We start from the raw sequence: 19,572 nt of genomic DNA on the forward strand, positions 1-19,572 counted from the left end.
AGCGCTGCACCCCGGGGTCTCGAGCCGGTGGCCCGAGTTGCTTTCGACACGAAAATCTCCTGGTGACAGCCGACTGTGCGGCGTTGTGGAGCGCTGTCAGTGCAGCGCGAGAGTGGTGATGACCGAGTTGGCAAGGAACAGGAGCAGGAAGCTGAACACGACGGTCTGGTTCACCGCGTCTCCCACCCCTTTCGGTCCGCCCTTCGCATTCAGGCCGAGATGGCATGCGACGAGTCCGGCGAGCATGCCGAAGACAGCGGCCTTCACCTCGCTGATGAGGAAGTCGTCGAGACCGGTCAGAATCGAGATCGAGGTGACGTACTGGCCTGGTGACGCACCTTGCATATACACCGTCGCGATGTACCCGCCCACCAGGCCGACGGCTGAGACAAGGCCGTTGAGGAACATGGCGATCAGTGTCGATGCCAGTACCCGCGGCACACAGAGACGTTGAATCGGGTCGATGCCCAACACCTTCATCGCATCGATCTCCTCGCGGATCGTTCGCGAACCCAGGTCGGCGCAGATAGCGGTGGAACCCGCCCCGGCAACTACGAGAACGGTTACGACCGGGCCGATCTCGCGAATGATGGCCACGCCCGCCCCGGCACCGCTGAGATCGACCGCGCCGATCTCGGCGAGCAGGATATTGATCTGGTAGACGAACATCATGCAGAAGGGGATCGCCATGAGCAGCGCCGGCATGATCGAGACACCGGCGATGAACCACGCCTGCAGAACGAATTCGCGGGCATGGAAGGGGCGTTTGAACATGCACCGGAACGTCTCCATCGACGTCGCGTAGAACGCACCGGCTGCCGTCGGTGCGACCCGGAGGTTCCTTCCGATGGCGCTCACCCTCAACGGTCGGCCGTCTACAGACATCGAACAGCCCTTCTCGCAACGATCGGTTCATCTCGAGGATGTGGATCTGGCCATTTCGTGCAACGGCCCTCGGCTTCCGAGGCCTGCACTCGTACACGGAGATGCTAGGTAGGTCGCTCACCCCAGGAGTGTTGGTCGGAGCCAAGTTCGCTCCAATCTCCCCCCACAACCTCCCAGTGGGGGGAGATGTATTCGTTCGGCAGGTGTTCGATCAAGCACTCGAATCGTCCCGAAGCTGCGGCAGGGCTCGTACTTTCCGAATTGGTTGCTGCAGCGCCGCAAGCGCGCCGAACGGCCCCGATCCTCGTGGTGGCGACGTGCTATCTGCTCGGGGTATCCACCCGAAGGATGGGCAAACTCGTCGACACGTTAGGTATCACCAACCTGTCGAAATCGCAGGTCAGCGTCATAGCAAAGCACTCGACGAGCAGGTCGACGCTTTCCGTAACCGACCCTTGGACCAGTGCCCGTACACGTTTGTCGCCGCGGACGCCCTGGTGCTCAAAGTTCGCGAGAACGGCCTAATACCGACGGTGCCGGAGGGTGCAGGTCCGGCCGTGCCTGCGTCCGCGCCGTTCACCAGCGGCATGACCCGGGTGGACATCGACTGTTCCGGCTGCCACGTGGTGTGGGACAACGCGGTGCGCAGCTCGGCGGTTCCGCACCTGTCGACCGCGGACGGTCACCTGTACACGGTGGTTCGGAAGGGGCAGCCGACCACGACCCCCTTCGACCGATTCGCGTTCGCGGTGATCGACCCCGCCACCGGCGTGGTGGTCTCCGAGTCCGGTCAGTCCGGCACCCTTGTCAACGACACCCTGCAGATGTCGGCGCTGATCACCTCGCGGGGCGACTATCTGCAGGGCACGATCACGGGGCTGGTCCGGGCCGGCGACAGCGACGGCATCGGCAGCGCGGGAAGTTCGGGGAGCTGACCGCCCCAACCACACGGCGGTGAGCCGCCCTCGTCTGCGTTGCCCCCTGGGCGCCTGCCGGTCCGAACGGGAACATGGACGACATTGAATATGTGATTTACCCTGTGATTAGGAGGTGGATTGCCATGACAACCGCACACCCACGACCCGACCTCGCCGCCTACAACGACGCCGCCCGCATGACCCAACCGGAGCTGGTCACCGCGCTGCGCGACCTGCTCGGCGCCAAGCTCGTCGCCTACCTCGGGAAGGTCAAGGAAACCCGGGCCGTCCGCCAGTGGGCCGAAGGCACCCGCACCATCAACAACGACACCGACGTCGAACGCCTCCGCATCGCCTACCGCGCCGCCCGACTGATCGCAGAACGCGACACCCCGGCAGTGGCCCAGACCTGGTTCCAGGGCCTGAACCCCATCCTCGACGACCGCCCGCCGGCACTGCTGCTCCGCGAGGGCGATCTTCCCGACGTCGGCCCGCAGGTCCTCGCCGCTGCCCGTCAGTTCGCGGCGGTCGGATGAACGCACCCGACCGAACACTGATCCCCACCCCGCGCGGCGATGTCTGCTGCGCCCACGTCCAGGGAGCCGCCGCCTACCGCGTCGGCTACCCACCGACCGCGTGGGAATGGACCCCGTGGGAGTTCGCCACCGACGGCCGATTCACCGGCCGCTGGGATGACCCGGCTGGGGTGTGGCGGACCCTGTACGTCGGAGCGTCCCGACTGTCCTGCTACCTCGAGGTCCTCGCCTACGCCCGCAAGAGCGAGGAGTTGAGCGCCGCGCTCGACGACATCGTCGACGATGAGGACGAGTTCCCCACCATCGCGCCGGGCCGAGTCCCCCGGTCGTGGATGTCGACCCGGGTCTCCGGCAGCGGTGCGATCAGCGGGTGGTTCGTCGTGCCGGGCGACGCCGAGTCGGTGGCGACCCTGCGGACCACCTTCCGGGCCCACGCGATCCGGCACGGTCTTCTCGACCTCGACACCGCGGCGATCCGCGACGGCCGGCCGCGCGCCCTCACTCAGGCGATCTCCCAGTGGGTCAACGCTCTCTCCGATCCGGACGGTGAGCCGGTGGCCGGGATCCGGTTCGAATCTCGGCATGGTGACGGGCTGGTGCTCTGGGCGTTGTACGAGCGTCCCGGCGATGGACCGGTCAGCAAGAACGTCATGGTGCTCGACTACGGACCCGTCGAAGAGCACGACCCCGACCTGGTCGAAGCGATGCGCCTGCACAACCTGGTCTGGGATGACGACTGAGCCTGGCTGTACCCCGCTGTCGACCACAACTCTTGTCACACATGGGGGATAGTTTCCTGACCGACATCAGAACGAGAGAGACCGAACCGATCGCGGAGGGGCGATGACGAACGAACAGGAACTCATGACGCAGGTCGACAGGGTGTTCACTCGCCGTCGAGCCGTGCGACTCACGATCTTTGGAGCACTGCTTGCGGTCCTTGGTGTCGTTCTGATCTTCCAGCCCAGCATCTCGTGGACTACCGGGTTACCCATGGTCACCTCAGGTCTGATCGCCGTGCTGTTCTTCGGCGTCCAAGCCCGCCAGCTCAAGCCTGGCGAGCAAGCGCAGCGCTGACAATCTCCCCAGCAAGCGAGCCCCGGTCATCCAATTGGTGACCGGGGCTCGCTCATCGGTGCCGTCTGTCCGCTGGGCCTTTCACCGGCGATTTCTGGTGGCAAGTTCAACGGCCCGAGCGGCGGCCAGCATCTCCATCGCCTCCGCGCGGAGCCCCTTGGGGGTCGTCTCGACACCGCGGATGTACACGGTCGGTCCCCAATGTCCGGTGTTGTCCACTCTGATGTCGCCGTCGGCGAACCAGGTCTGGCCGTCGTCGTCGTCGATGCCCTCCGGTAGTGCCGGGCCGGGGTTGCCGCAGTGAGAGCACCGGGTTCCCGGACAGTCGGTGGTGTCGGTGGCGCGCGTCATGGCTGCTCCCTTCACAGGAAACGGCGGCAGACACCAGGATTGGCGCCTGCCGCCGTCGGGATAGATGGTCGGATCAGAACGGCGGCTCGTCGCTTCCACCGGCGTTGGCGCCGGCGTAGTTTCCGTTCTGCGGCGAGCTGCCCCACGGGTCGTCCGCCGGAGCACCGCCGCCGGAGTTGGATTGGCCTCCGCCGAAGCCGCCCCCGCTGCCGCCGCTGCGGTTGGCCTTGGTGACCTTCGCGGAGGCGTACCGCAGCGAGGGGCCGATCTCGTCGACCTCGAGCTCGACGACGGTGCGCTTCTCGCCCTCGCGGGTTTCGTACGAACGCTGCTTGAGGCGCCCCTGCACGATCACCCGGGATCCGCGGGTCAGCGTCTCGGCGACGTTCTCGGCAGCCTCGCGCCAGATGTTGCAGCGCATGAACAGTGCCTCGCCGTCCTTCCACTCGTTCGACTGACGGTCGAAGTTGCGGGGGGTGGACGCGACGGTGAAGTTCGCGACTGCGGCACCCGCGGGGGTGAATCGCAGCTCGGGGTCGGCTGTCAGATTGCCGACGATGGTGATGACGGTGTCGCCTGCCATGGTGATGCCTTTCGTGTGGTGGTGCGGTGGTAGTGAGGTCGAGCATCCCGGGCGCAGGTGGCGGGTGTTTCAGATCCCGTGACCTGCGCCCGGAAAGCGTTGGTGTCAGCTGGCTTTGTGGTTCTCCGGGTCGCTGTTGAAGGCTTGGCCCGCCTGCTGGCGGAAAGCGATCGGGTCGGTGGCCCACTGGGTGACCTGGCGAGTGAAGGCACTTGCCTCGATTTCCCCGAGCACGCCGGTGGGCGCCTGGAAGGTGGCCTTGAGGATGAATCGCAGATCGTCGATGTACTCGCCCATGCCGCATGCCTCTGCGAGGTTCTTCCACGCGGCGACCGCGTTCGGATCCTCACCGGCGGTCAGCGGCCGGGGCGGCCGCTGCTGCTGGACCTGCTGTGCAGGGGCGTTGTCGCTGCCGCTCGGCTGTCGCTGTGCAGGCGCGTTGCTGTCGCTGCCGTTCTGGGTCTGCTGGGCTGACGGTTGTGCCGCGGTGTTCTCCTCGCGCCCTGCAGGATTCTTTTGCGGATCCTCGGCAGGAACCAGGTCAATGTTCAGGTATGCGGCCATCATTCGTTGGGTGCGCGCGAAGTCCTCGGTTGCCGCTTTCCCGACGACCTTCGCCCATTCGCGGCGCGCGCGGTCGTCGGTGATGTGCTCGACCGCGTACGGGTAGCGGGTCGTGATCACCTGCTGCACCCACTGGCCCGCTTCCTTGTGGGACGACTCGTTCCGGTTGACCGTGCCGACGACGTGCTTCTGCACCTGATCGGCCAGCCACAGCAGCAGTTCGGTCAGCTGCCACGCGTGCTCGAGGGACTGCTCCTCGGTCAGCTCGGGCTGCTCGGACTCCTCGACGGCGGTCAGGGCGTCCTGGAACAGGTGCACCGCCGACTGGTGGGTGGCCCGCAGCTTCGCCGCGAGGTACGAGCCCATGTTCGGGCGACCATCGCTGTTGACCGGCTCCCATGCCTTCGCCTCGGCGACCAGACCCGGCCGACCGCGCACGACAGTGTTGGCGGCAGGCTGCGACTGGCGGGCCGGTGCGCCCTTCACGCCGGCGATCTTCCCGGCGATGGCCTCGGCGATTGCATCGACATCCGTGCTGCCCCCGGTCGGGGTCGTGTTGGTGATGCCGCCGGTGCGCTTGCCGTCGGCCACCAGGCACCGCCAGCCCTCCGGCGGCAGATCCCCGAGCTTGTTGCCGCGCAGCTGAGTCCACTCGCTGATGTCAGAACGCAGGTCCTTATCCGAGGCGATCGCGGTGTCGGCGGGGTCATCGACGGAACCGGCGGCGACGATGACCTTCACACAGTTGGCCTTGGTCGCCTGGGGCTGGCCCGACAGCGACTCACCCGTGGCACCGCGCAGGGTGTGGATCGGGGTGCGCGGGTCGATCGGCTCGTCCCGCTTGTTCTCCACGTGCTTGCGGCGACGGGTCTCGATCGCCACATACACCGGCGTGCCTGTCTCGAAGGCATGACGCAGACGAGCAGCAAGAGCACCGCCCGGCTCAGCGGAGGCGCCGAAGTCGTGCTTCATGCCCTGCGCGCCGGTCGATGCGGCGTCGAACTTCACGTACACGGTGTCGAAGCCGTCGCCGGTGGACTTTTCGACGAAATCCTTGATTGCGATCGAGGCGTACTCCTCGACGAACGTCTCCGCACGCACCGAGATCGCGGTGCCATCCTCCGGGTTACCGATCCGGACCGGGTTGCGGTCGTAAGCAACGAAGCGAGCGACGCCGTTGGCGGGGCGGGACGCGGTGGTGGACATTGAGCTCTCCTGGTGGCTCGTCGTGAACTGGTGCCTGCAACGCTAGAGACGATCACCGACAGTGTTTCAGTCGTTGCATCGCTGGTTGCTGACTCCGCGCCGTGCAGTGTGACCGGCATGTTCTCCACCGAACCCGAGGAAGGTAGGAACCACTCCTCGACATCGCCCGACCGCCTTCACGCGACGGATCCCCCGCCCCAGGTGTTCGGAGCGGGGGCACCGTCGCCCGAAGGAGTGGGCCATGGATCGGTCAGCAGTCGGGCAACCGGTTGATGACCCCCTGGAAACTGCTGCCGGCGCTCCACCCCTCGACACCGGTGGCGTTGTTGCGGGAGAAGATCCAGTAGTTGGATTGCGGGCCGCTGGCGTCGGGCCCGTATGTCCCGCAGAACATCGTGACTCCCTGTCCGATGTAGCCGCGGCCGATCACCTCTGACCGGCCGTCCGGAGCAGATCGGATGTTGACACCGTCGGCCTGGTAATCGGTGACGGTCTCGGCCGACGCCGGTGCGGCGGCCGCGACCGTGCCGAGGGTGAGGGCGGTGCCGGCCATCGCCGCGGCGACGATCTTCCTGCAGTTCATGTGTTCTCCCACGGTCGGGCATGCCACACGCATGGCATGCGCTGATTCGCAGCATCGGGTGCTGCTCAGTGATTCGAGAGCGCTGGGGTGGCAAATGTTCCGAGGAGCTGACGAAGCTACCGGGGCCTAGGGGTTGTCGGTGCCACCAGGAATACTGCGGACTCCACGTCGCACTGACGAGCACGACTGGAGGACACCATGCCAGCGAACTACGACCGCTACATCAACTCCGGGGCTTGGGAAGAACGGAAGATCGCTTACTACGCTAAGTACGAACGAAAGTGCACGGGGTGTGGCGCAACCGAGGACGTCGACCTCCACCACCACACCTACGAACGACTCGGCGCCGAGCTTGATACTGACCTTGTGCCCGTATGCGAGTCCTGCCACGCGACGATTCACCGATTCCACGAGGAACAGGGCGGCTCGCTGAGTGCTGCCACCTTCGACGCACTGCGATTCCTCACTGACAAGCAGGAATCACGAACTCGCGCACAGAGCCAGGGATTCGTACCTCGGAATCAACGAGGTGCGAAGCGAGACAACTCGGGCCGTGTCATCTCAACGACGGATTGGCGCGAGGAAGCAATGCGAAATGTTCGGTTCCGCTAATGGTCGTCAGCGATGAGTAGGCGACAGAGGCTCCTGCCGGGGATACGGACGGTCACACTCGACCGTCGTCGACCATGCGCCGCCGCCGCGCGACTGATCGCGGAGAAGCAGGTCCCTACCCTCGGCCGACATGACGCACTTCTCGGCGCAAGACCTGCTCGACAGCGGTGCCCGTGTGATCTGCCCGGGCTGCAACTGGCTCGTCGCGGCGGGTCCGGCGTGCCGCAAGTGCGGGCGCAGTCTGAGTCGCGACGCTACGACGCCGACGCCACCGTCAGCTCTCCGGACACCGAGTCGTCGGCGTCCCCCCGCGAGTAGGACCACAAGCGCCGACAACCACCGCGGCGACGCTGTCCTCACCGACGCCGCGCTTGGTGGCATGACTGGGCGCTCCGATCGCACCATCTGGCTGGTCGTTCACGGCGACCCGAAATCGCAAGGCTCGATGGTCGCCGTCGCCCCGGGCCGGGTGAAGGTCTCCGACCCGACCATGTACGCCTGGCGCGACAACATCACCGGGGAAGCGCTGCGGGAACTCGGGGTGCAGTGGCGCCCGATCGACGGCCCCGCCCTGATCGACGTCGCGTTCACCATGCCGTTTCCCCGCAGCTTCGAGGACCAGACCTCCCGCATCGCGCCGGCCGTCGTGGGGGAGTTGCCGCGGATCCCGGCGATGCAGCCCCCGGACCGTGACAAACTCCTGCGGGCCGTGCAGGATGCGCTGTCCCCGAACGACCGAGCTAACAAGGGCGGCAAGTCAACCCAGGCGTTCGACAAGCGATTCAAGCTCGCGGTCGACGACTCCCGATTCGTGTACGGCGCCGAAGCGAAGACCTACGCCCGCCCCGGCCACACCCATTCCTGGGCACTGGACCGTCCCGGCGCAGTCATCCGCGTCCGCATGATCGATGCCCCCGGAACGCACTTCCCCGAGCCGACCCTCCGTGACCCCGGTCCGCTACCTGCACAGATTCGCACCATGCACGAGCAGCTGCTGCGCCGCAGCGGGGCTCTGCTATGAGCACCGCATCCGTGCTGTCCGAGCGGATCGTGCTTGGCACGATGCTGCGCGGTGACGACCCGGGGTTCACCGCAGACACCCTCGACCGCCTGACCCCTGCAGCGTTCACGATCCCCGCCCACCGCACCGTGTTCATCGCGATCGCCCGAACTGCCGACGCCGGCACCGTCGATCTGTCGACCGTGATGATCACCCTCGAATCAGCCGACAGTCTCCCCGCAGTCGGCGGATTCGATGCCCTGTCCGCCGCTGTCCAGGAGTCCTTCACCTCGACCGCACCGACCGATCACGTCGCACGAATCGCCGACCGGGCCGCAGTCGACACCCGCCGGCAGGCGCTGCAGCAGGCCGCGGTCGCGCTCGACGACGGTCAGGACCTCGACACCAACCGGGCGTTCCTGATGGACGCGCTCGCCTCGACGTCGACGACCGCCCAGCTGTTGCCATCGATCAGCGACCAGGTCAACGAGTACTTCGCTCTGCTCGACCAACGCCTCAACGGGGAAGTGCCCGCCGGGCTGCGCACGGGCTGGTCGCGCTTCGACGAGATCACCCTCGGCCTGCAACCGGGGAGCCTGGTCACTGTCGCCGGCCGCGCGGGTACCGGCAAGACCGTCGTGATGATGGACTGGGCGCGCCAAGCCTGCCGGGACGGACACGGCGTCCTGTTCGTGCCGCTGGAGATGTCCGCGCAGCAGATGATCGAACGCGCGATCTCCGCCGAAGCCTGCGTCGAACTCAACAAGCTCCGAGAGCCAGGCTGCCTCGACGACGACCAGTGGGACCGCGTCTCCGGAGCGATCTCCGAGATCTCCCAGTGGCCGCTCTACATCGACACCCGCGCAGGCAACGTGTCAGAGATCCGCCGCACAGCCACTGCCGCCAAGGCCGCGCTCGCCGAGACCGGTCGACAACTGCGGCTGCTCGTCGTGGACTACCTGCAGCTGATGAAATCCGAAAGCGGCGGCCGCGGCGCGATCACCCGAGCGGAGGAGATCGGTCGGTTCACCAGAGCACTCAAGCTTCTCGCGAGAGAACTCGAAGTCGTGGTCGTCATCGGATCGCAGTTCAACCGGGCGGCGGCCGACCCGAACAAACTGCCGCGCCTGGATGAACTCAAGGAATCCGGCTCGATCGAGGAAGACTCCGACATCGTCCTGGCACTGCACCGCCCGCACGCGATCGACGGACAGATCGGGATGGCCACCGCCGACGAGATCACCGGATTGATCCTGAAAAACAGACACGGCGCCGCACAGGCTCAGTTCGAACGCGCCTGGCACGGCCATCTTGCATCCACCGACGAGCCCATGCGTCGAGGTTGAGCCCCTGCAGGTTCCGGATCTCCTTGGCCTTTTCCGGGCCCATATATCCGGTACTTGTCATCAATCCAGGTTGTATGTCCCAATGGCACTGGAGTGGCGAAGGGTTGGACAGATGGCGACGAGCTGGCCCCGGCTCGAAGTATGTCGCCTCACGTTCGATTCGTTTCACCTCGGCCGACCAGAACTGCCAAGGGGAAGCATCGGCGGATCGACGCCTCACGGATCCGCGACATCCATCAACTCCCCCGGCTCTGGGTGGGTTACTGCACGGGAATCCAGTCCTTCCAACGACGAAACCACCAGCCGATGCCGTGGTCCAATGTGTGGGCGACATGCGCTGCCTCACGCCAGACTGCGTCGGCCTCGGTCGGCGTAAGTCGGCCGCTCGCAACCTGCCCTGCGACATCGTCGCGATCTTTCCACTGCCAGTCACCGTCCTTGACGACAATGTCCAGTCCATGATCGTCGGTGTCGAAATAGTCGTCACCGCGGCTGTAGGGCCTTTCGAAATTGATGTACCAGCAGTCGCGCCGGCCGTCGTTGAAGAAAGCCCAGACCGAATAGGCATCGGTGGGTCGGTAGAGCTGCAGTACGCTGCTGCCGGTCCAGCGGTCCTGGCCCGACCACGGGTGGGGGCCGAACGGATGTGGTGGAAAGGCAAGGGGCGTTCCGTCTTCAATCCAGACAGCAAGCACATCGTCATCCGCAATGACTTGCACCGGCATCGTCATCCACACTTGGCCGTGCAGCACTTCGCGCCGCAGGACCGATGATCCGACCCTGAACTTGGACATGGGAGCCACGATAATGGGCCGCACCGGCTGATTCGCCGGCGGTTCGGCGTCGACGCTCCCTGGGACCGGTCTCGACTGAGTCCTGGAAAAGTCCTCCTTGCTGCGGAAGTTGTGGACATCCGTCGTGGAAGACTCCGAGAGACGCAGGTTGGTCGGACAAGTAGGCGCGGACCCTACATCCCCGCCCGCCCCCTTCGACGCTCAGAAGCCTCCGCGCGCCTGCCTCGCGGATCACTCTCGGTTCTGCGCGCCGGCCGGCCGATAAGAGCCGCTCGAATGGCCCGAAGCTCGCACCCGACGCCTCTCTCACGGCTGACCATGTCGGTATTACCTGCGAAGATTGAGGAGTGCGACACCACAAGGGAATTACGGGCATGAGCATGGGCGGATCAATCGTCCGGGTGAAGCGTGCCAAGATGCCGCCCCGGGCCGACGTCACCTGACCGGTGTGTAAGGAGCCGAAGCGCTACCCCTGCAAGTGGTACGACGAGAAGAAGCGAAAGATGGTCGCACTTCCCAAGATCCACGCCGAACGCGAGACGCTGCAGAAGCAGTGGGAGAAGGATCGCCGAGAACGGCGAGCTACTGCCGCGGCTGAGGCTGCGGGTAATCCGCGCCACGTCGACCACTCACCGGAGACCGCTCAATGACGAACCCTGCCGACCTTTACGAGCGATCCAGAGAAGCCCTCGGGCAGCTCCGCGACCTGCGCCGAACCGTAGCCGCCCTGTCCCGCGAGTACGCCGACCTCGAACCCAATGAGCTCGCTGTCGACAACCTCGGTGAAGCGCTCACTGCGGGGGAGGCCCTGGCCGAGATCATGGAAGGCCTCTCCGCCGTTGACCGGGCAATCGACGACGTCGAGGACGCCTTCGACCGACCTTTCCAGCACGCCAGCCGGCTCCTTCGGCCGCAGCAACCCTGACCTACGAGTGGACTTCGTGCCGGGCGGTTGACCTGAGCATCCATGCGATCGGGACGCGCCTAGCTGGTCGAGGTGGATGCCTTCGTCGCGATGATGTTCCACCAGTTGCCAGCGACGTTGATCGTGGCGCCGTCGACGCGACCGGTGGTGGTGAACTGGCCGGTCAGGACGCGGCCGTCACTGTAGCCGACTCCGGTCAGCGTCGAGTGAACCGACCCCGAACCAGCGACGGTGGCGGTGGTGGTGAACAGGCGGGCATCGGAGAGCCCGTACTTCAACGGCTCCTCATTGTTGACTTCGGTGACCACGTCGACCGTCTGCCCGCCGCCGGTCACGGTGTACTGCGAACAGGTCTGCGCGAAGTCCGTGACGGCGTTCAGACTGTTGTCCGTCGCGGTGGCGACGGTGGTGGTGAACGACTGCTCGGTGGTTGCGTTTTCGCCGACCTGTCCGGCCCAGCTGTCACCGCCCCGCGCGGTCGACCACAGGGCAGCCCCACGGGGACCACCCGGCCCGCACTCGGAGGGGGAGTAGGTCAGGGCCTCGCCCGTCCCGGCTGCGGCGACGATCGCAGGAATCGCCGCTACCGGCCGCTCGGCTGGATCAGTGATCTCCCAGCCGTCGAAAACGGTGCGGGGGAAGTCGAGGGCAGTGACGGCGTTTCCTCGCAGATCCTCGACGGTGCTGGTGTCGGCGTCGGTGCTGCTGCAGCCAGCGACGGTGAGGGCGAGAAGCGCGACCGTCGTGGCGGTCCGCAGGACGGGGCAAGTGTTCACAAGTGGTCCTCAAGGGTGGGAGAAGGTTCTGGGAGACCTTGCCTGTCCTGTTCTCCACACGCCTGGTGAGCGGTCGTGTACGCAGTGTGAGGAGACGACGGGCCATCTCCCACACTGTGTCCGGTGCTCTTCAGTTCCGACCAGTTGAGGGATTGGATTCGGCGGACCACCGGTTGAGGGGCCAAGTTGGACCTTCGCCGGGCTGCCATCGAGTTGGTGGATGAACCGATTCCCAGAACGTCGTCGCCGTGTGCGGATCGAATGCGGGGCGAGGAGGAACCTGAATGTCCGCGGCGATTCCATCGCCTTCCCGCTCGTAAACGAACCGCTGGCATGCTGCTGCGATCTCGAAGTTGATCGCCGCGGTGTCCGAATCGTCAAGCACGAAGGGTCCGGCCGGCCGGTAGGTCGCATCTGCCAGAACGAGTAGGCGGTTGGGCCCGAGTGGGAAGAGCACAAGCGGCGCCTCACGGAAAGCGTATGAAGAGGGCGCGGAGCGGCCCTTCCGCCCTCCGATGTAGATCACCGGCTCGTCGGAAGTGGCAAGAGCGCCTGTCGAGTAGAGCCACCACGAGCGCTGCATCAACAAGTGCGGCACCACCGTGTTTCGCCACACGCCGATCGCGCTTTCGATGGAACGTGCCTTCGCTCCGTTTTCGGCGTCACTGATCAGTTTGCGGCTGAGCAGTTCCGCGGTGATCTCATCAGCCAGTTCGTTGTGGCGGGAAGGGTCGTAGTGTCGTCCTGTGGCGAGACACAGCCTCGGAAGTATCTCCGGTTCTCCCACCACGTTGCGCGCCCCAAATCGGCGAATACCGGCGTCGATGTCCAACTCGCCTTGGCGGCGACGGACCGTTCGCTGGCTCTGTAGCCCGACGAACACGGCGAGGTCGGTCATGAGTGCTCGATCCCGAAGCTGGCCGTCTGGTAACTGGTCGAGTGCCGTGAGCGTGTGTTTGGCGTCGTTTTCCACGTGCGACATGTGAATCTCGAACCACAAGTCCGGCACGTTCTCCGGATCGACGTCATCGGCGGAGATCTGGTAGAACCACGGCTCGTTTGCGATGGAGTCAGGATTGCGCAGCTCCGATTCCGACGTGTCGATGTCCGTCATACGGACCAGACGTGACGACCCATCTGCGGGCGACCATCGGCGTAGGTACATCTGGGGAACGTGATGATGCCTGCGCGGCCGATCCTTGGCCTGGCGCGCGATCTCCTTTGACCGCTCAATCTCGACATCCAGTAACCACCGATGGTCGATACGCATCAGGACAGGTTAGGTCGTCAGCCCGACATCGCTCACGTTCGTCGTGGAGAAGCGACCCGCGATCATCGGTGGCATGCCCAACCCTGTCCTGGCCATCGACGTCGGAGCGTGCACGCTCGCCGCGGCCGTCCGTGACGCCAGTGGCCGTGTGACCCCACTTGTGATCGATGGCACCACCACCCCGCTGGCACGGCTGGTCGTGCAGGCCGGGCAACCTCGGCCGGCCCGAGACGGTGACCCGGTGACGCTGGCGCAGCTCGGGCCGCTGGTCGACCGCCTCGACGTGCCATCCCTCGTCATTGACGGGGTGTCCTGGTCGATCGAAGCGCTGACCGGGCTGCTGCTGCGCCCCGTGCTGGAGGCCGCCATCAACGAACTCGGGACGACCCCGAAGATCGTGATCGTCGTCCCCTCCACGTGGGCACCCGAGCTGCAGCGCCGTTTTCAGCGGATCGTGCATGCTGCGCTGACCCGCACAGTCACCCTCATCCCGTCCGACAAGGCCCTCGCCTACGCCCTTCCCACGCTGCCGGTCGGCGCCGGGGTCATCGCCGTCGACTGCGGAGCCACCGATCTGTCAGCGATTGCCGTCATCGGTGGTGAGCGCGGCCCGCGGATCATCGGACGTGCTCAATCCGACAGCGGCGGAGACATCTTCGACCGATTCCTCCTCGCCAACGCTCTCACCGACGCCGGATTCCCGGACCAGGCGCTCGATGCCCGCTGGGGATTCGCCGGCGTCCCTCGGATACGCGCTGCCCGAGAAGCACTCGCGGACCACGACGCCGTCACCGTCCACCTGCCGCGGCCCGTCGGACGGATCACGCTGTCCGAGCAGGAAGTCGACGCAACCGGCGACCGCTACTTCGCCACCCAGTTCAGCGACCTACTCACGAGGCTCGACGAGAAGGCCACCGAGCCGATCAGTCACCGGGTGATGCTGTGCGGTGGATTGGCCTACGACCCGGCCGTGCCCGCAGCAGCTCGGGTGCACGGCCCGGTGAAGGTGATGGCGAATCCCCAGCACGTGCTGTGCCGCGGTGCCCTCGCCTTCGATGCCGCACCCGTCGACAGCACGACGGACCCCGGTCCGCGCCCGCTCACCGAACCCGACACGGACACCGACGAACCCGTACCCGGGGGAATCTCCAAGCGCACCCTCGCCTTCTTCGGTGGTGTGGGCGCGAGCGCCGTGGTCATCGCTGTCGCGGGCGGATTGGCACTGTCGGCAGCGATGACCGGCGCACCGGACCTGCGTGAGCCGGACCTGCCGAACGTCGCGGCATCGGTCCTCCCGGCTGACCAGTCGATCACCGGGGCGAGCCTGCGGTCATGGTCGGACGGCGTCGACACGATCGACGCGACCACCCGAAGCCTGTCCGGCACCGACGTTCGGTCGCTGGCGTGCGGTGGCACCAGGCAGGCGGCAGGCGCCGAGGCAGATGGGATGCGGTGGCAGTCCTCGCGGATCTTCGTCTCGGACGACACTGCCGCCGATGCCGGTGCCGGCGCGAGGGCAACGTCCTGGGACAGTTTCGACCACTCAGCCACGACAAACGTCATCGTCACCGCATCGATTGTCGGGCGCGACGACCGCGAATCGGTATGGCAGGACATCAGCGCGAGCAACCAGCGCTGCCCGTCCACCAAGGACGACCTTGTGCGGACCATCGTCGTCATTCCCCAGACCGGACCGGACCCCGGGCCGCCGAGTTACGCCCAGGAGTTGCCGGTGGCCTCGACGTCCCGCACCCCGGCCACGACACCGGCGACCACTACACGGGCACCGCAAGGGGGAGTGACCATGAGTACCCAACGGCAGGCCTGGCGCGGGCTCACCCCGGCGAGCGTCTCCGGGTCCGGCGCCGACATGCACGTGACCTGCGTCCTCGACATCGACGGCGTGGTTCTCAAACGCTCCTGCGCCACCGCCGAGGACTCCGGCACCGCAGACCATCTCGCGCAGCAGGCGGCAGCTGCGTTCAACCCGGCCCCGGAGATCACGCGATGACCCGGCCCGACCACGGCAAGGCGCTGACTGCGGCCGCACGAGTCGATGTGCAGGTCGTCCAGCTCGCGCCGCCGGTGCTCATCCGCCGCGCGATCGCGCATTACAACGCCCGCCTCGCGCCCGGCAAGCGGCCGGCCGAGACAACCTCGAGCGAGGCGTTCCTCAAACGACTGTGCGTGAATTGGCTGCGGCACACCGGATCGAACTACGACGCCCACCGCAACGGTGTACGCAGCAGCGGTGGGCAACAGCTGTCCGAGACCGCCGGTACGGTCATCAAGAAGCGGGTACTCACCCAGATCGCCCGCACCTACCCCTGGCTGGCCGAGGAAGCCCACCGCCAATACCGCGAACTCGACCGACCGGCCCGGCGCTGACTGGTAGGCCGCGTGCGTAAGGTGCCCAAAATATTCCGCATCGCCGGGACGGCGCACCGGTGAGCCTTCACGGTTGAGTCATCTGTTCGATTCGCGTGGCAACAACACGCCGTCGTAGGCGGCTACGAATGACCCCTCGGGGTGCCGTGCTAACATGGGTCTCATCATGATCAGCCCGTTGCCGCAAGGCGCGGGCTGATTTTCTGTCCAAGGAATCTCATGGTGGAGTACACGAAGCCCTGGCTGTCTCTCGAACAACAGGTCGAGCAGCTGGCGAGCAGCGGAGTCGACGTGGTCGACCGAGGCCGAGCGGCTGAACTCCTGAAAGCGGTCGGTTACTACCGGCTCACCGGCTACCTCTACCCGTTTCGGAAGTCCGAACAGTATCGGAGCGACGATAACCGCACGCGCACCCGCGTGCTCAGCGGTTATCGGCCAGACACGACCTTGCGCCACGCCAAGTCGATCATCGACTTCGACCGGCAGCTGCGCATGCTTGTGATGGATGGCATCGAACGCATCGAGGTCGCGGTACGGATGAGGATTGGTTACGTGCTCGGTCGCACTTCGGCCTTTGCTCACACAGACCCGGCCAGCTTCACAGAAACGTTCACGCGTGAAGGTACCAATCCCGCCACGGGAGAGCCGACGCCCAGTTCTCATGCGAGATGGCTACAGCGAGTCGATGAGCGGCGGGCCAAGTCCGACGAGCGGTTCGTCGCCCACTTCCGGGAGAAGTATGACGACCGGATGCCGGTCTGGGCGCTCACCGAGATCCTCGAACTGGGCCAGCTCTCCGTCCTTTACAGAGGATTGCGCCAGCAGGACGCCGAAGAAATCGCTCTGGCGTTCGGAGTACCGACCAAGAAGCTCATGGTCAGTTGGCTCGCCAGCTTGAACTACGTGCGGAACGTAGCAGCGCACCACGCTCGCCTGTTCAACCGGAAGCTCCAGCACGCTCCAGCGCGACCTAAGGTAGGGCTTGTGCCGCTCCTTGACCACCTCCGGGATGAGGAGACCGCCAAAGATGTCTTCGGTACGTACAACGCACTCGCAGTGATCGCCTACCTCCTCCCGTCGATCGAGGCAAAGACGCAGTGGCACCGACAGCTCGCAGCGCTGCTGCAGACGTTTCCGACGTCACACGTGCTGTCGATCCGCTCAATGGGGGTCCCTCCAGGGTGGGAGTCGCTCGACCTTTGGCGTTCATGATGGGCGACCGATTCAGGCGGTGATCGCTTCCAGGAGCGGCTTCGTCCGAATCGTGGGGCATGATCTGGCACGAGCAAGCCTGTAGCGCTCGGTTCGTGTGCTTTCGGGTCTGGATCTGCAGGTCAACAGCAGATGGACGGCGTCGTCGCGAACGCACGAAGTGGATAACCCCATGGTTACCGTCGTCACCACCATGACCGCCCCACACACCATCGCCGCCGCAGCGATCGCTGGTGCCGCCGTGACCGGAGCCGCCGTGACTGGAGCCGCGGTCGGATGGGTCCTCATGCGCGTGGTTTACCGCTTGGACCGCTTCGCCGCACCAGACGGTGTCGGTGATCCCGTTTGGTCCCTCACGTGGACAAACGCCAGCTTCCCGTTCACTCTGGTTGTCCTGGTCGTCGTCGGCTTCACCGTGCTGTTCGCCGTACTCGCCGCCGCAGTAGTGCTCGCCTACCAGGCGAGCACCCGAGACCTCGCCCGCCAGCGACGCATCCTCGCCGTCGGCACAACTACCCCGCTTCTCAGGCGTCCGAACGGCGAGGACTCTGTCCAACCTCCGAATCGAGGAGTCCACCCACGATGAACGTTCACGTGCTCCCCACCTGGGACGCCCGACTCGCCGCTGCCAGCGCGGTCACCGACCACGCAGACGCGGTCGCGTGGCTTCGGAATCGCCTTGCAGCCGCGCTCCGCTCCCATGTCGAGGTGGACCTGGCTGCGGCCTGGAATCCGTCTCTGCAGCCCACCGGTGTGCGCTTGGCTGCCTGGCTCGATCATTCCTACGGCTACGTCGCCGCCGTGCCCGCCGGCGACCTCGCTGCTGGCGCGGAGATGCCGATGGTCAGCCAGTGGCTTACCGATCGAGCCGATCGACTGGCCGAGGTACCACTGCTCATCGCCTCACCGGCCGCAGGCGCTGTTGCGCTCGCGGCCGCGCAGGCGCTGATCGGCGACGACGTCGCTGCGCTCGGTGTGCAGGCCGCGGCGCTGCCGTATCCGGATGCGTACCTGACCTTCTCTGCTCCGTTCACGGTCACCGCCGACGGTGACGACGCCGCAGCCGAGACCATCCACGCTCTGAGCTGGTGGCCCGACGGGGGAGGATTCCGCGTCGCCGACTGGATCTCGACCTACGACACCCTCACCGGCGACGAGGCAGGCCGCGCGGACGCCGCTGCCCGCGCGTACGGGGGCGCGACCCTGCCCGCTCTGATGCTCGACACTGAGCGACTGCACCCGCAGGTGTGGACGGCACCCGAGACGGCCGATCCACACGAGACCGAGGGCCAGTTCAGCTTCGACGTTCCGGTGTACGACCCTCAGGGTGATCTGTTCGCCCGGTTGGTGCTCGTAGCGCGGAACCTCATCGCCGCGGGGATCCTCCACACCTCCATTGAGCGGGTCCGACCTCCCGGTTCGACAGTGCACGTCACCCGTACGCCGGTCGTCGTGCTGCGCACCGACGATGATGATCGGCACGTGAGCCAGCTGGCCGCGCACGGATCGTCAGTCGCGATGCGCCGACGCCGCCCAGGATCCGACTTGTACTGGGGAGACGCGGTTCTCGGCTGAACCGCTACCAGTGGGTGGGCGGAGCAGGGGAGACCGTTCAGTGCCGGTGGTCGGCGCCGACCGTATGCAGCAACGAATGGACGGTCGCATCAACCAACCGGTACCGCATCAGCCGACCCTGCCGTGTCGCCTCGACCCATCCCTGCTCCCGTAAGAGCCGCAGCGCCTGTGACAATGCAGTCGGCCGTATACCGACCGCGTCGGCCAGGTCGCAGGCGCACAAGTCCGGGTCGTGATGCAACCGGTGCAGGATCCGCAGCCGATTCGGATCGGCCAGCAGATCGAACCGCCGAGCCCACTGCTGGAGAACCGGCTGTCCGCGCATCGGTGTCACTGTGGGAGTGGGCATCGGCGGGTTCCTCCAACGATCGTCAGGTCAACGCCGCACCACGCTAGCGCCGGAGTTCACCACCAGCCGACACCCGCTGCAACACCACCGACGAAAATGCGGACGCTCAGACATGTTCCGCCCCAAACCGCTTCCACAGAGGATCGAATGACCAACACCGCTGCAGCGCACCGAGACCGCGTCGTCGAGATCTACCGTGACGACACCGCACATGTCGTGGCTTACGCGGGCACCGCCTACCACCTCACCCCGTGCTGCGACGCCTCCGCTAAAGGCTCGATGGACAGCATCGTGTGCCGGTCCTGCTACCAACAGGTCTCCCCGATGTATGGGATGGGATGGACGCTCGCCGACGACAAGGACTGGGCACGGTTCCGAGCTCATATGCTCGCCGAGTACCCAGCCTCGGCGCAGAGTCCGGACGAACGCCGCGCAGTCGCCCTGTAACCCCTACCCGGGACACCGGCAGCCGGATACCGAATTCCGCCACGATGGTCGGGCAGGATCAGGCCATGGCACCGACCGATCTGAACCGTCCTGGTCGAGGTGGAGGCTCCTGATCTGACAAGGAGAATGCTGGTATGCCTGCACCGAGGAAGTACGACGTCGAGACCCAGGAACGG

22 protein-coding genes and 2 pseudogenes are annotated in these 19,572 nt (G+C 65.9%); 14 read left to right on the forward strand and 10 right to left on the reverse strand.

The window, feature by feature from the left end; translation table 11 throughout:
* Positions 1–96 precede the first annotated feature (96 nt).
* Positions 97–885, reverse strand: coding sequence for an MlaE family ABC transporter permease (locus tag ACWDUD_RS27125; protein WP_072816339.1), 789 nt, complete (start codon positions 883–885; stop codon positions 97–99).
* A gap of 226 nt (positions 886–1,111) precedes the next feature.
* Here ACWDUD_RS27125 and ACWDUD_RS27130 point away from each other — a divergent pair.
* The 5 genes and pseudogenes from ACWDUD_RS27130 to ACWDUD_RS27150 form a co-directional block, all read left to right on the forward strand.
* Positions 1,112–1,412, forward strand: a pseudogene (locus tag ACWDUD_RS27130) (transposase); the annotation flags it as partial.
* A pseudogene (locus ACWDUD_RS27135) lies at positions 1,413–1,820 on the forward strand (hypothetical protein); the annotation flags it as partial.
* Positions 1,821–1,945: 125 nt separating this feature from the next.
* Positions 1,946–2,338: a hypothetical protein gene (locus tag ACWDUD_RS27140; protein WP_072816184.1), complete on the forward strand. Its 393-nt coding sequence runs from the start codon at positions 1,946–1,948 to the stop codon at positions 2,336–2,338.
* Positions 2,335–3,078: an RES domain-containing protein gene (locus ACWDUD_RS27145; protein WP_072816183.1), complete on the forward strand. Its 744-nt coding sequence runs from the start codon at positions 2,335–2,337 to the stop codon at positions 3,076–3,078. The genes ACWDUD_RS27140 and ACWDUD_RS27145 overlap by 4 nt, the downstream gene beginning before the upstream one ends.
* A 103-nt stretch (positions 3,079–3,181) precedes the next feature.
* The gene (locus tag ACWDUD_RS27150) at positions 3,182–3,415 is read left to right on the forward strand and encodes a hypothetical protein (protein ID WP_072816181.1); all 234 of its coding nucleotides are present in this window, start codon (positions 3,182–3,184) and stop codon (positions 3,413–3,415) included.
* Between the two features lie 81 nt (positions 3,416–3,496).
* On the opposite strand, the gene ACWDUD_RS27155 is transcribed toward ACWDUD_RS27150, so the two are convergent.
* From ACWDUD_RS27155 to ACWDUD_RS27170, 4 genes are all read right to left on the reverse strand, one after another.
* Positions 3,497–3,766, reverse strand: coding sequence for a hypothetical protein (locus ACWDUD_RS27155; RefSeq protein WP_072816179.1), 270 nt, complete (start codon positions 3,764–3,766; stop codon positions 3,497–3,499).
* A 73-nt stretch (positions 3,767–3,839) separates the two neighbouring features.
* Positions 3,840–4,349 carry a single-stranded DNA-binding protein gene (locus tag ACWDUD_RS27160; RefSeq protein ID WP_450111341.1) on the reverse strand — a complete coding sequence of 170 codons (510 nt, stop codon included), beginning with the start codon at positions 4,347–4,349 and terminating at the stop codon, positions 3,840–3,842.
* 105 nt (positions 4,350–4,454) lie between these two features.
* Positions 4,455–6,119 (reverse strand): hypothetical protein, encoded by a 1,665-nt coding sequence (locus ACWDUD_RS27165; RefSeq protein ID WP_072816177.1) that lies wholly within the window; start codon positions 6,117–6,119, stop codon positions 4,455–4,457.
* 250 nt (positions 6,120–6,369) lie between these two features.
* Entirely contained in the window at positions 6,370–6,702 is a 333-nt protein-coding gene (locus ACWDUD_RS27170; protein WP_072816176.1) for an SH3 domain-containing protein, read from the reverse strand.
* 991 nt (positions 6,703–7,693) lie between these two features.
* Here ACWDUD_RS27170 and ACWDUD_RS27175 point away from each other — a divergent pair.
* Both ACWDUD_RS27175 and ACWDUD_RS27180 read left to right on the forward strand, forming a co-directional pair.
* Positions 7,694–8,335, forward strand: a complete 642-nt coding sequence (locus ACWDUD_RS27175) for a hypothetical protein (RefSeq protein WP_072816174.1) — start codon at positions 7,694–7,696, stop codon at positions 8,333–8,335.
* Entirely contained in the window at positions 8,332–9,660 is a 1,329-nt protein-coding gene (locus tag ACWDUD_RS27180; protein ID WP_072816173.1) for a replicative DNA helicase, read from the forward strand. The genes ACWDUD_RS27175 and ACWDUD_RS27180 overlap by 4 nt, the downstream gene beginning before the upstream one ends.
* Before the next feature lie 260 nt (positions 9,661–9,920).
* Here the strand turns inward: ACWDUD_RS27180 and ACWDUD_RS27185 are convergent, their stop codons facing one another.
* Positions 9,921–10,454 carry a DUF402 domain-containing protein gene (locus ACWDUD_RS27185; protein ID WP_072816171.1) on the reverse strand — a complete coding sequence of 178 codons (534 nt, stop codon included), beginning with the start codon at positions 10,452–10,454 and terminating at the stop codon, positions 9,921–9,923.
* A gap of 503 nt (positions 10,455–10,957) precedes the next feature.
* On the opposite strand from ACWDUD_RS27185, the gene ACWDUD_RS27190 reads away from it, so the two are divergent.
* On the forward strand, positions 10,958–11,104 hold the full coding sequence (locus tag ACWDUD_RS27190) for a hypothetical protein (RefSeq protein WP_169918168.1): 147 nt from the start codon (positions 10,958–10,960) through the stop codon (positions 11,102–11,104).
* Here the strand turns inward: ACWDUD_RS27190 and ACWDUD_RS27195 are convergent.
* From ACWDUD_RS27195 to ACWDUD_RS27205, 3 genes are all read right to left on the reverse strand, one after another.
* Complete coding sequence (locus ACWDUD_RS27195; RefSeq protein WP_139282050.1) at positions 11,098–11,346, reverse strand: hypothetical protein; 249 nt, start codon at positions 11,344–11,346, stop codon at positions 11,098–11,100. The two genes, ACWDUD_RS27190 and ACWDUD_RS27195, sit on opposite strands and share 7 nt — an antisense overlap.
* 92 nt (positions 11,347–11,438) lie before the next feature.
* Positions 11,439–12,155: a hypothetical protein gene (locus tag ACWDUD_RS27200; protein WP_072816168.1), complete on the reverse strand. Its 717-nt coding sequence runs from the start codon at positions 12,153–12,155 to the stop codon at positions 11,439–11,441.
* Positions 12,156–12,285: 130 nt separating this feature from the next.
* A complete protein-coding gene (locus tag ACWDUD_RS27205) occupies positions 12,286–13,425 on the reverse strand; it encodes a DUF4238 domain-containing protein (protein WP_450111342.1) in 1,140 nt (379 codons plus the stop codon).
* A 73-nt stretch (positions 13,426–13,498) separates the two neighbouring features.
* On the opposite strand from ACWDUD_RS27205, the gene ACWDUD_RS27210 reads away from it, so the two are divergent.
* From ACWDUD_RS27210 to ACWDUD_RS27230, 5 genes are all read left to right on the forward strand, one after another.
* Complete coding sequence (locus ACWDUD_RS27210) at positions 13,499–15,436, forward strand: hypothetical protein (protein ID WP_139282044.1); 1,938 nt, start codon at positions 13,499–13,501, stop codon at positions 15,434–15,436.
* The gene (locus ACWDUD_RS27215) at positions 15,433–15,813 is read left to right on the forward strand and encodes a hypothetical protein (protein WP_072816135.1); all 381 of its coding nucleotides are present in this window, start codon (positions 15,433–15,435) and stop codon (positions 15,811–15,813) included. Before ACWDUD_RS27210 ends, ACWDUD_RS27215 begins: the two co-directional genes overlap by 4 nt.
* Positions 15,814–16,032: 219 nt before the next feature.
* Positions 16,033–17,025, forward strand: a complete 993-nt coding sequence (locus ACWDUD_RS27220; protein ID WP_072816136.1) for an Abi family protein — start codon at positions 16,033–16,035, stop codon at positions 17,023–17,025.
* A gap of 172 nt (positions 17,026–17,197) precedes the next feature.
* Complete coding sequence (locus ACWDUD_RS27225) at positions 17,198–17,611, forward strand: hypothetical protein (RefSeq protein WP_072816138.1); 414 nt, start codon at positions 17,198–17,200, stop codon at positions 17,609–17,611.
* Positions 17,608–18,600: a hypothetical protein gene (locus tag ACWDUD_RS27230; RefSeq protein ID WP_072816139.1), complete on the forward strand. Its 993-nt coding sequence runs from the start codon at positions 17,608–17,610 to the stop codon at positions 18,598–18,600. Before ACWDUD_RS27225 ends, ACWDUD_RS27230 begins: the two co-directional genes overlap by 4 nt.
* Positions 18,601–18,637: 37 nt before the next feature.
* Here the strand turns inward: ACWDUD_RS27230 and ACWDUD_RS27235 are convergent, their stop codons facing one another.
* Positions 18,638–18,949, reverse strand: a complete 312-nt coding sequence (locus tag ACWDUD_RS27235; protein ID WP_450111343.1) for an ArsR/SmtB family transcription factor — start codon at positions 18,947–18,949, stop codon at positions 18,638–18,640.
* A gap of 147 nt (positions 18,950–19,096) precedes the next feature.
* Between ACWDUD_RS27235 and ACWDUD_RS27240 the strand changes: the two genes are divergently transcribed.
* Positions 19,097–19,396 (forward strand): hypothetical protein, encoded by a 300-nt coding sequence (locus ACWDUD_RS27240; RefSeq protein ID WP_072816142.1) that lies wholly within the window; start codon positions 19,097–19,099, stop codon positions 19,394–19,396.
* The last annotated feature ends 176 nt before the right edge of the window (positions 19,397–19,572 follow it).

The sequence above is a fragment of the Rhodococcus sp. NPDC003382 genome (assembly GCF_053589135.1).

Bases quoted from the DNA above. Each gene is read 5' to 3' on its own strand.
- ACWDUD_RS27125 (WP_072816339.1), bottom strand. From the start codon at position 885: ATGTCTGTAGACGGCCGACCGTTGAGGGTGAGCGCCATCGGAAGGAAC.
- ACWDUD_RS27140 (WP_072816184.1), top strand. From the start codon at position 1,946: ATGACAACCGCACACCCACGACCCGACCTCGCCGCCTACAACGACGCC.
- ACWDUD_RS27145 (WP_072816183.1), top strand. From the start codon at position 2,335: ATGAACGCACCCGACCGAACACTGATCCCCACCCCGCGCGGCGATGTC.
- ACWDUD_RS27150 (WP_072816181.1), top strand. From the start codon at position 3,182: ATGACGAACGAACAGGAACTCATGACGCAGGTCGACAGGGTGTTCACT.
- ACWDUD_RS27155 (WP_072816179.1), bottom strand. From the start codon at position 3,766: ATGACGCGCGCCACCGACACCACCGACTGTCCGGGAACCCGGTGCTCT.
- ACWDUD_RS27160 (WP_450111341.1), bottom strand. From the start codon at position 4,349: ATGGCAGGCGACACCGTCATCACCATCGTCGGCAATCTGACAGCCGAC.
- ACWDUD_RS27165 (WP_072816177.1), bottom strand. From the start codon at position 6,119: ATGTCCACCACCGCGTCCCGCCCCGCCAACGGCGTCGCTCGCTTCGTT.
- ACWDUD_RS27170 (WP_072816176.1), bottom strand. From the start codon at position 6,702: ATGAACTGCAGGAAGATCGTCGCCGCGGCGATGGCCGGCACCGCCCTC.
- ACWDUD_RS27175 (WP_072816174.1), top strand. From the start codon at position 7,694: ATGACTGGGCGCTCCGATCGCACCATCTGGCTGGTCGTTCACGGCGAC.
- ACWDUD_RS27180 (WP_072816173.1), top strand. From the start codon at position 8,332: ATGAGCACCGCATCCGTGCTGTCCGAGCGGATCGTGCTTGGCACGATG.
- ACWDUD_RS27185 (WP_072816171.1), bottom strand. From the start codon at position 10,454: ATGTCCAAGTTCAGGGTCGGATCATCGGTCCTGCGGCGCGAAGTGCTG.
- ACWDUD_RS27190 (WP_169918168.1), top strand. From the start codon at position 10,958: ATGGTCGCACTTCCCAAGATCCACGCCGAACGCGAGACGCTGCAGAAG.
- ACWDUD_RS27205 (WP_450111342.1), bottom strand. From the start codon at position 13,425: ATGCGTATCGACCATCGGTGGTTACTGGATGTCGAGATTGAGCGGTCA.
- ACWDUD_RS27210 (WP_139282044.1), top strand. From the start codon at position 13,499: ATGCCCAACCCTGTCCTGGCCATCGACGTCGGAGCGTGCACGCTCGCC.
- ACWDUD_RS27215 (WP_072816135.1), top strand. From the start codon at position 15,433: ATGACCCGGCCCGACCACGGCAAGGCGCTGACTGCGGCCGCACGAGTC.
- ACWDUD_RS27220 (WP_072816136.1), top strand. From the start codon at position 16,033: ATGGTGGAGTACACGAAGCCCTGGCTGTCTCTCGAACAACAGGTCGAG.
- ACWDUD_RS27225 (WP_072816138.1), top strand. From the start codon at position 17,198: ATGGTTACCGTCGTCACCACCATGACCGCCCCACACACCATCGCCGCC.
- ACWDUD_RS27230 (WP_072816139.1), top strand. From the start codon at position 17,608: ATGAACGTTCACGTGCTCCCCACCTGGGACGCCCGACTCGCCGCTGCC.
- ACWDUD_RS27235 (WP_450111343.1), bottom strand. From the start codon at position 18,949: ATGCCCACTCCCACAGTGACACCGATGCGCGGACAGCCGGTTCTCCAG.
- ACWDUD_RS27240 (WP_072816142.1), top strand. From the start codon at position 19,097: ATGACCAACACCGCTGCAGCGCACCGAGACCGCGTCGTCGAGATCTAC.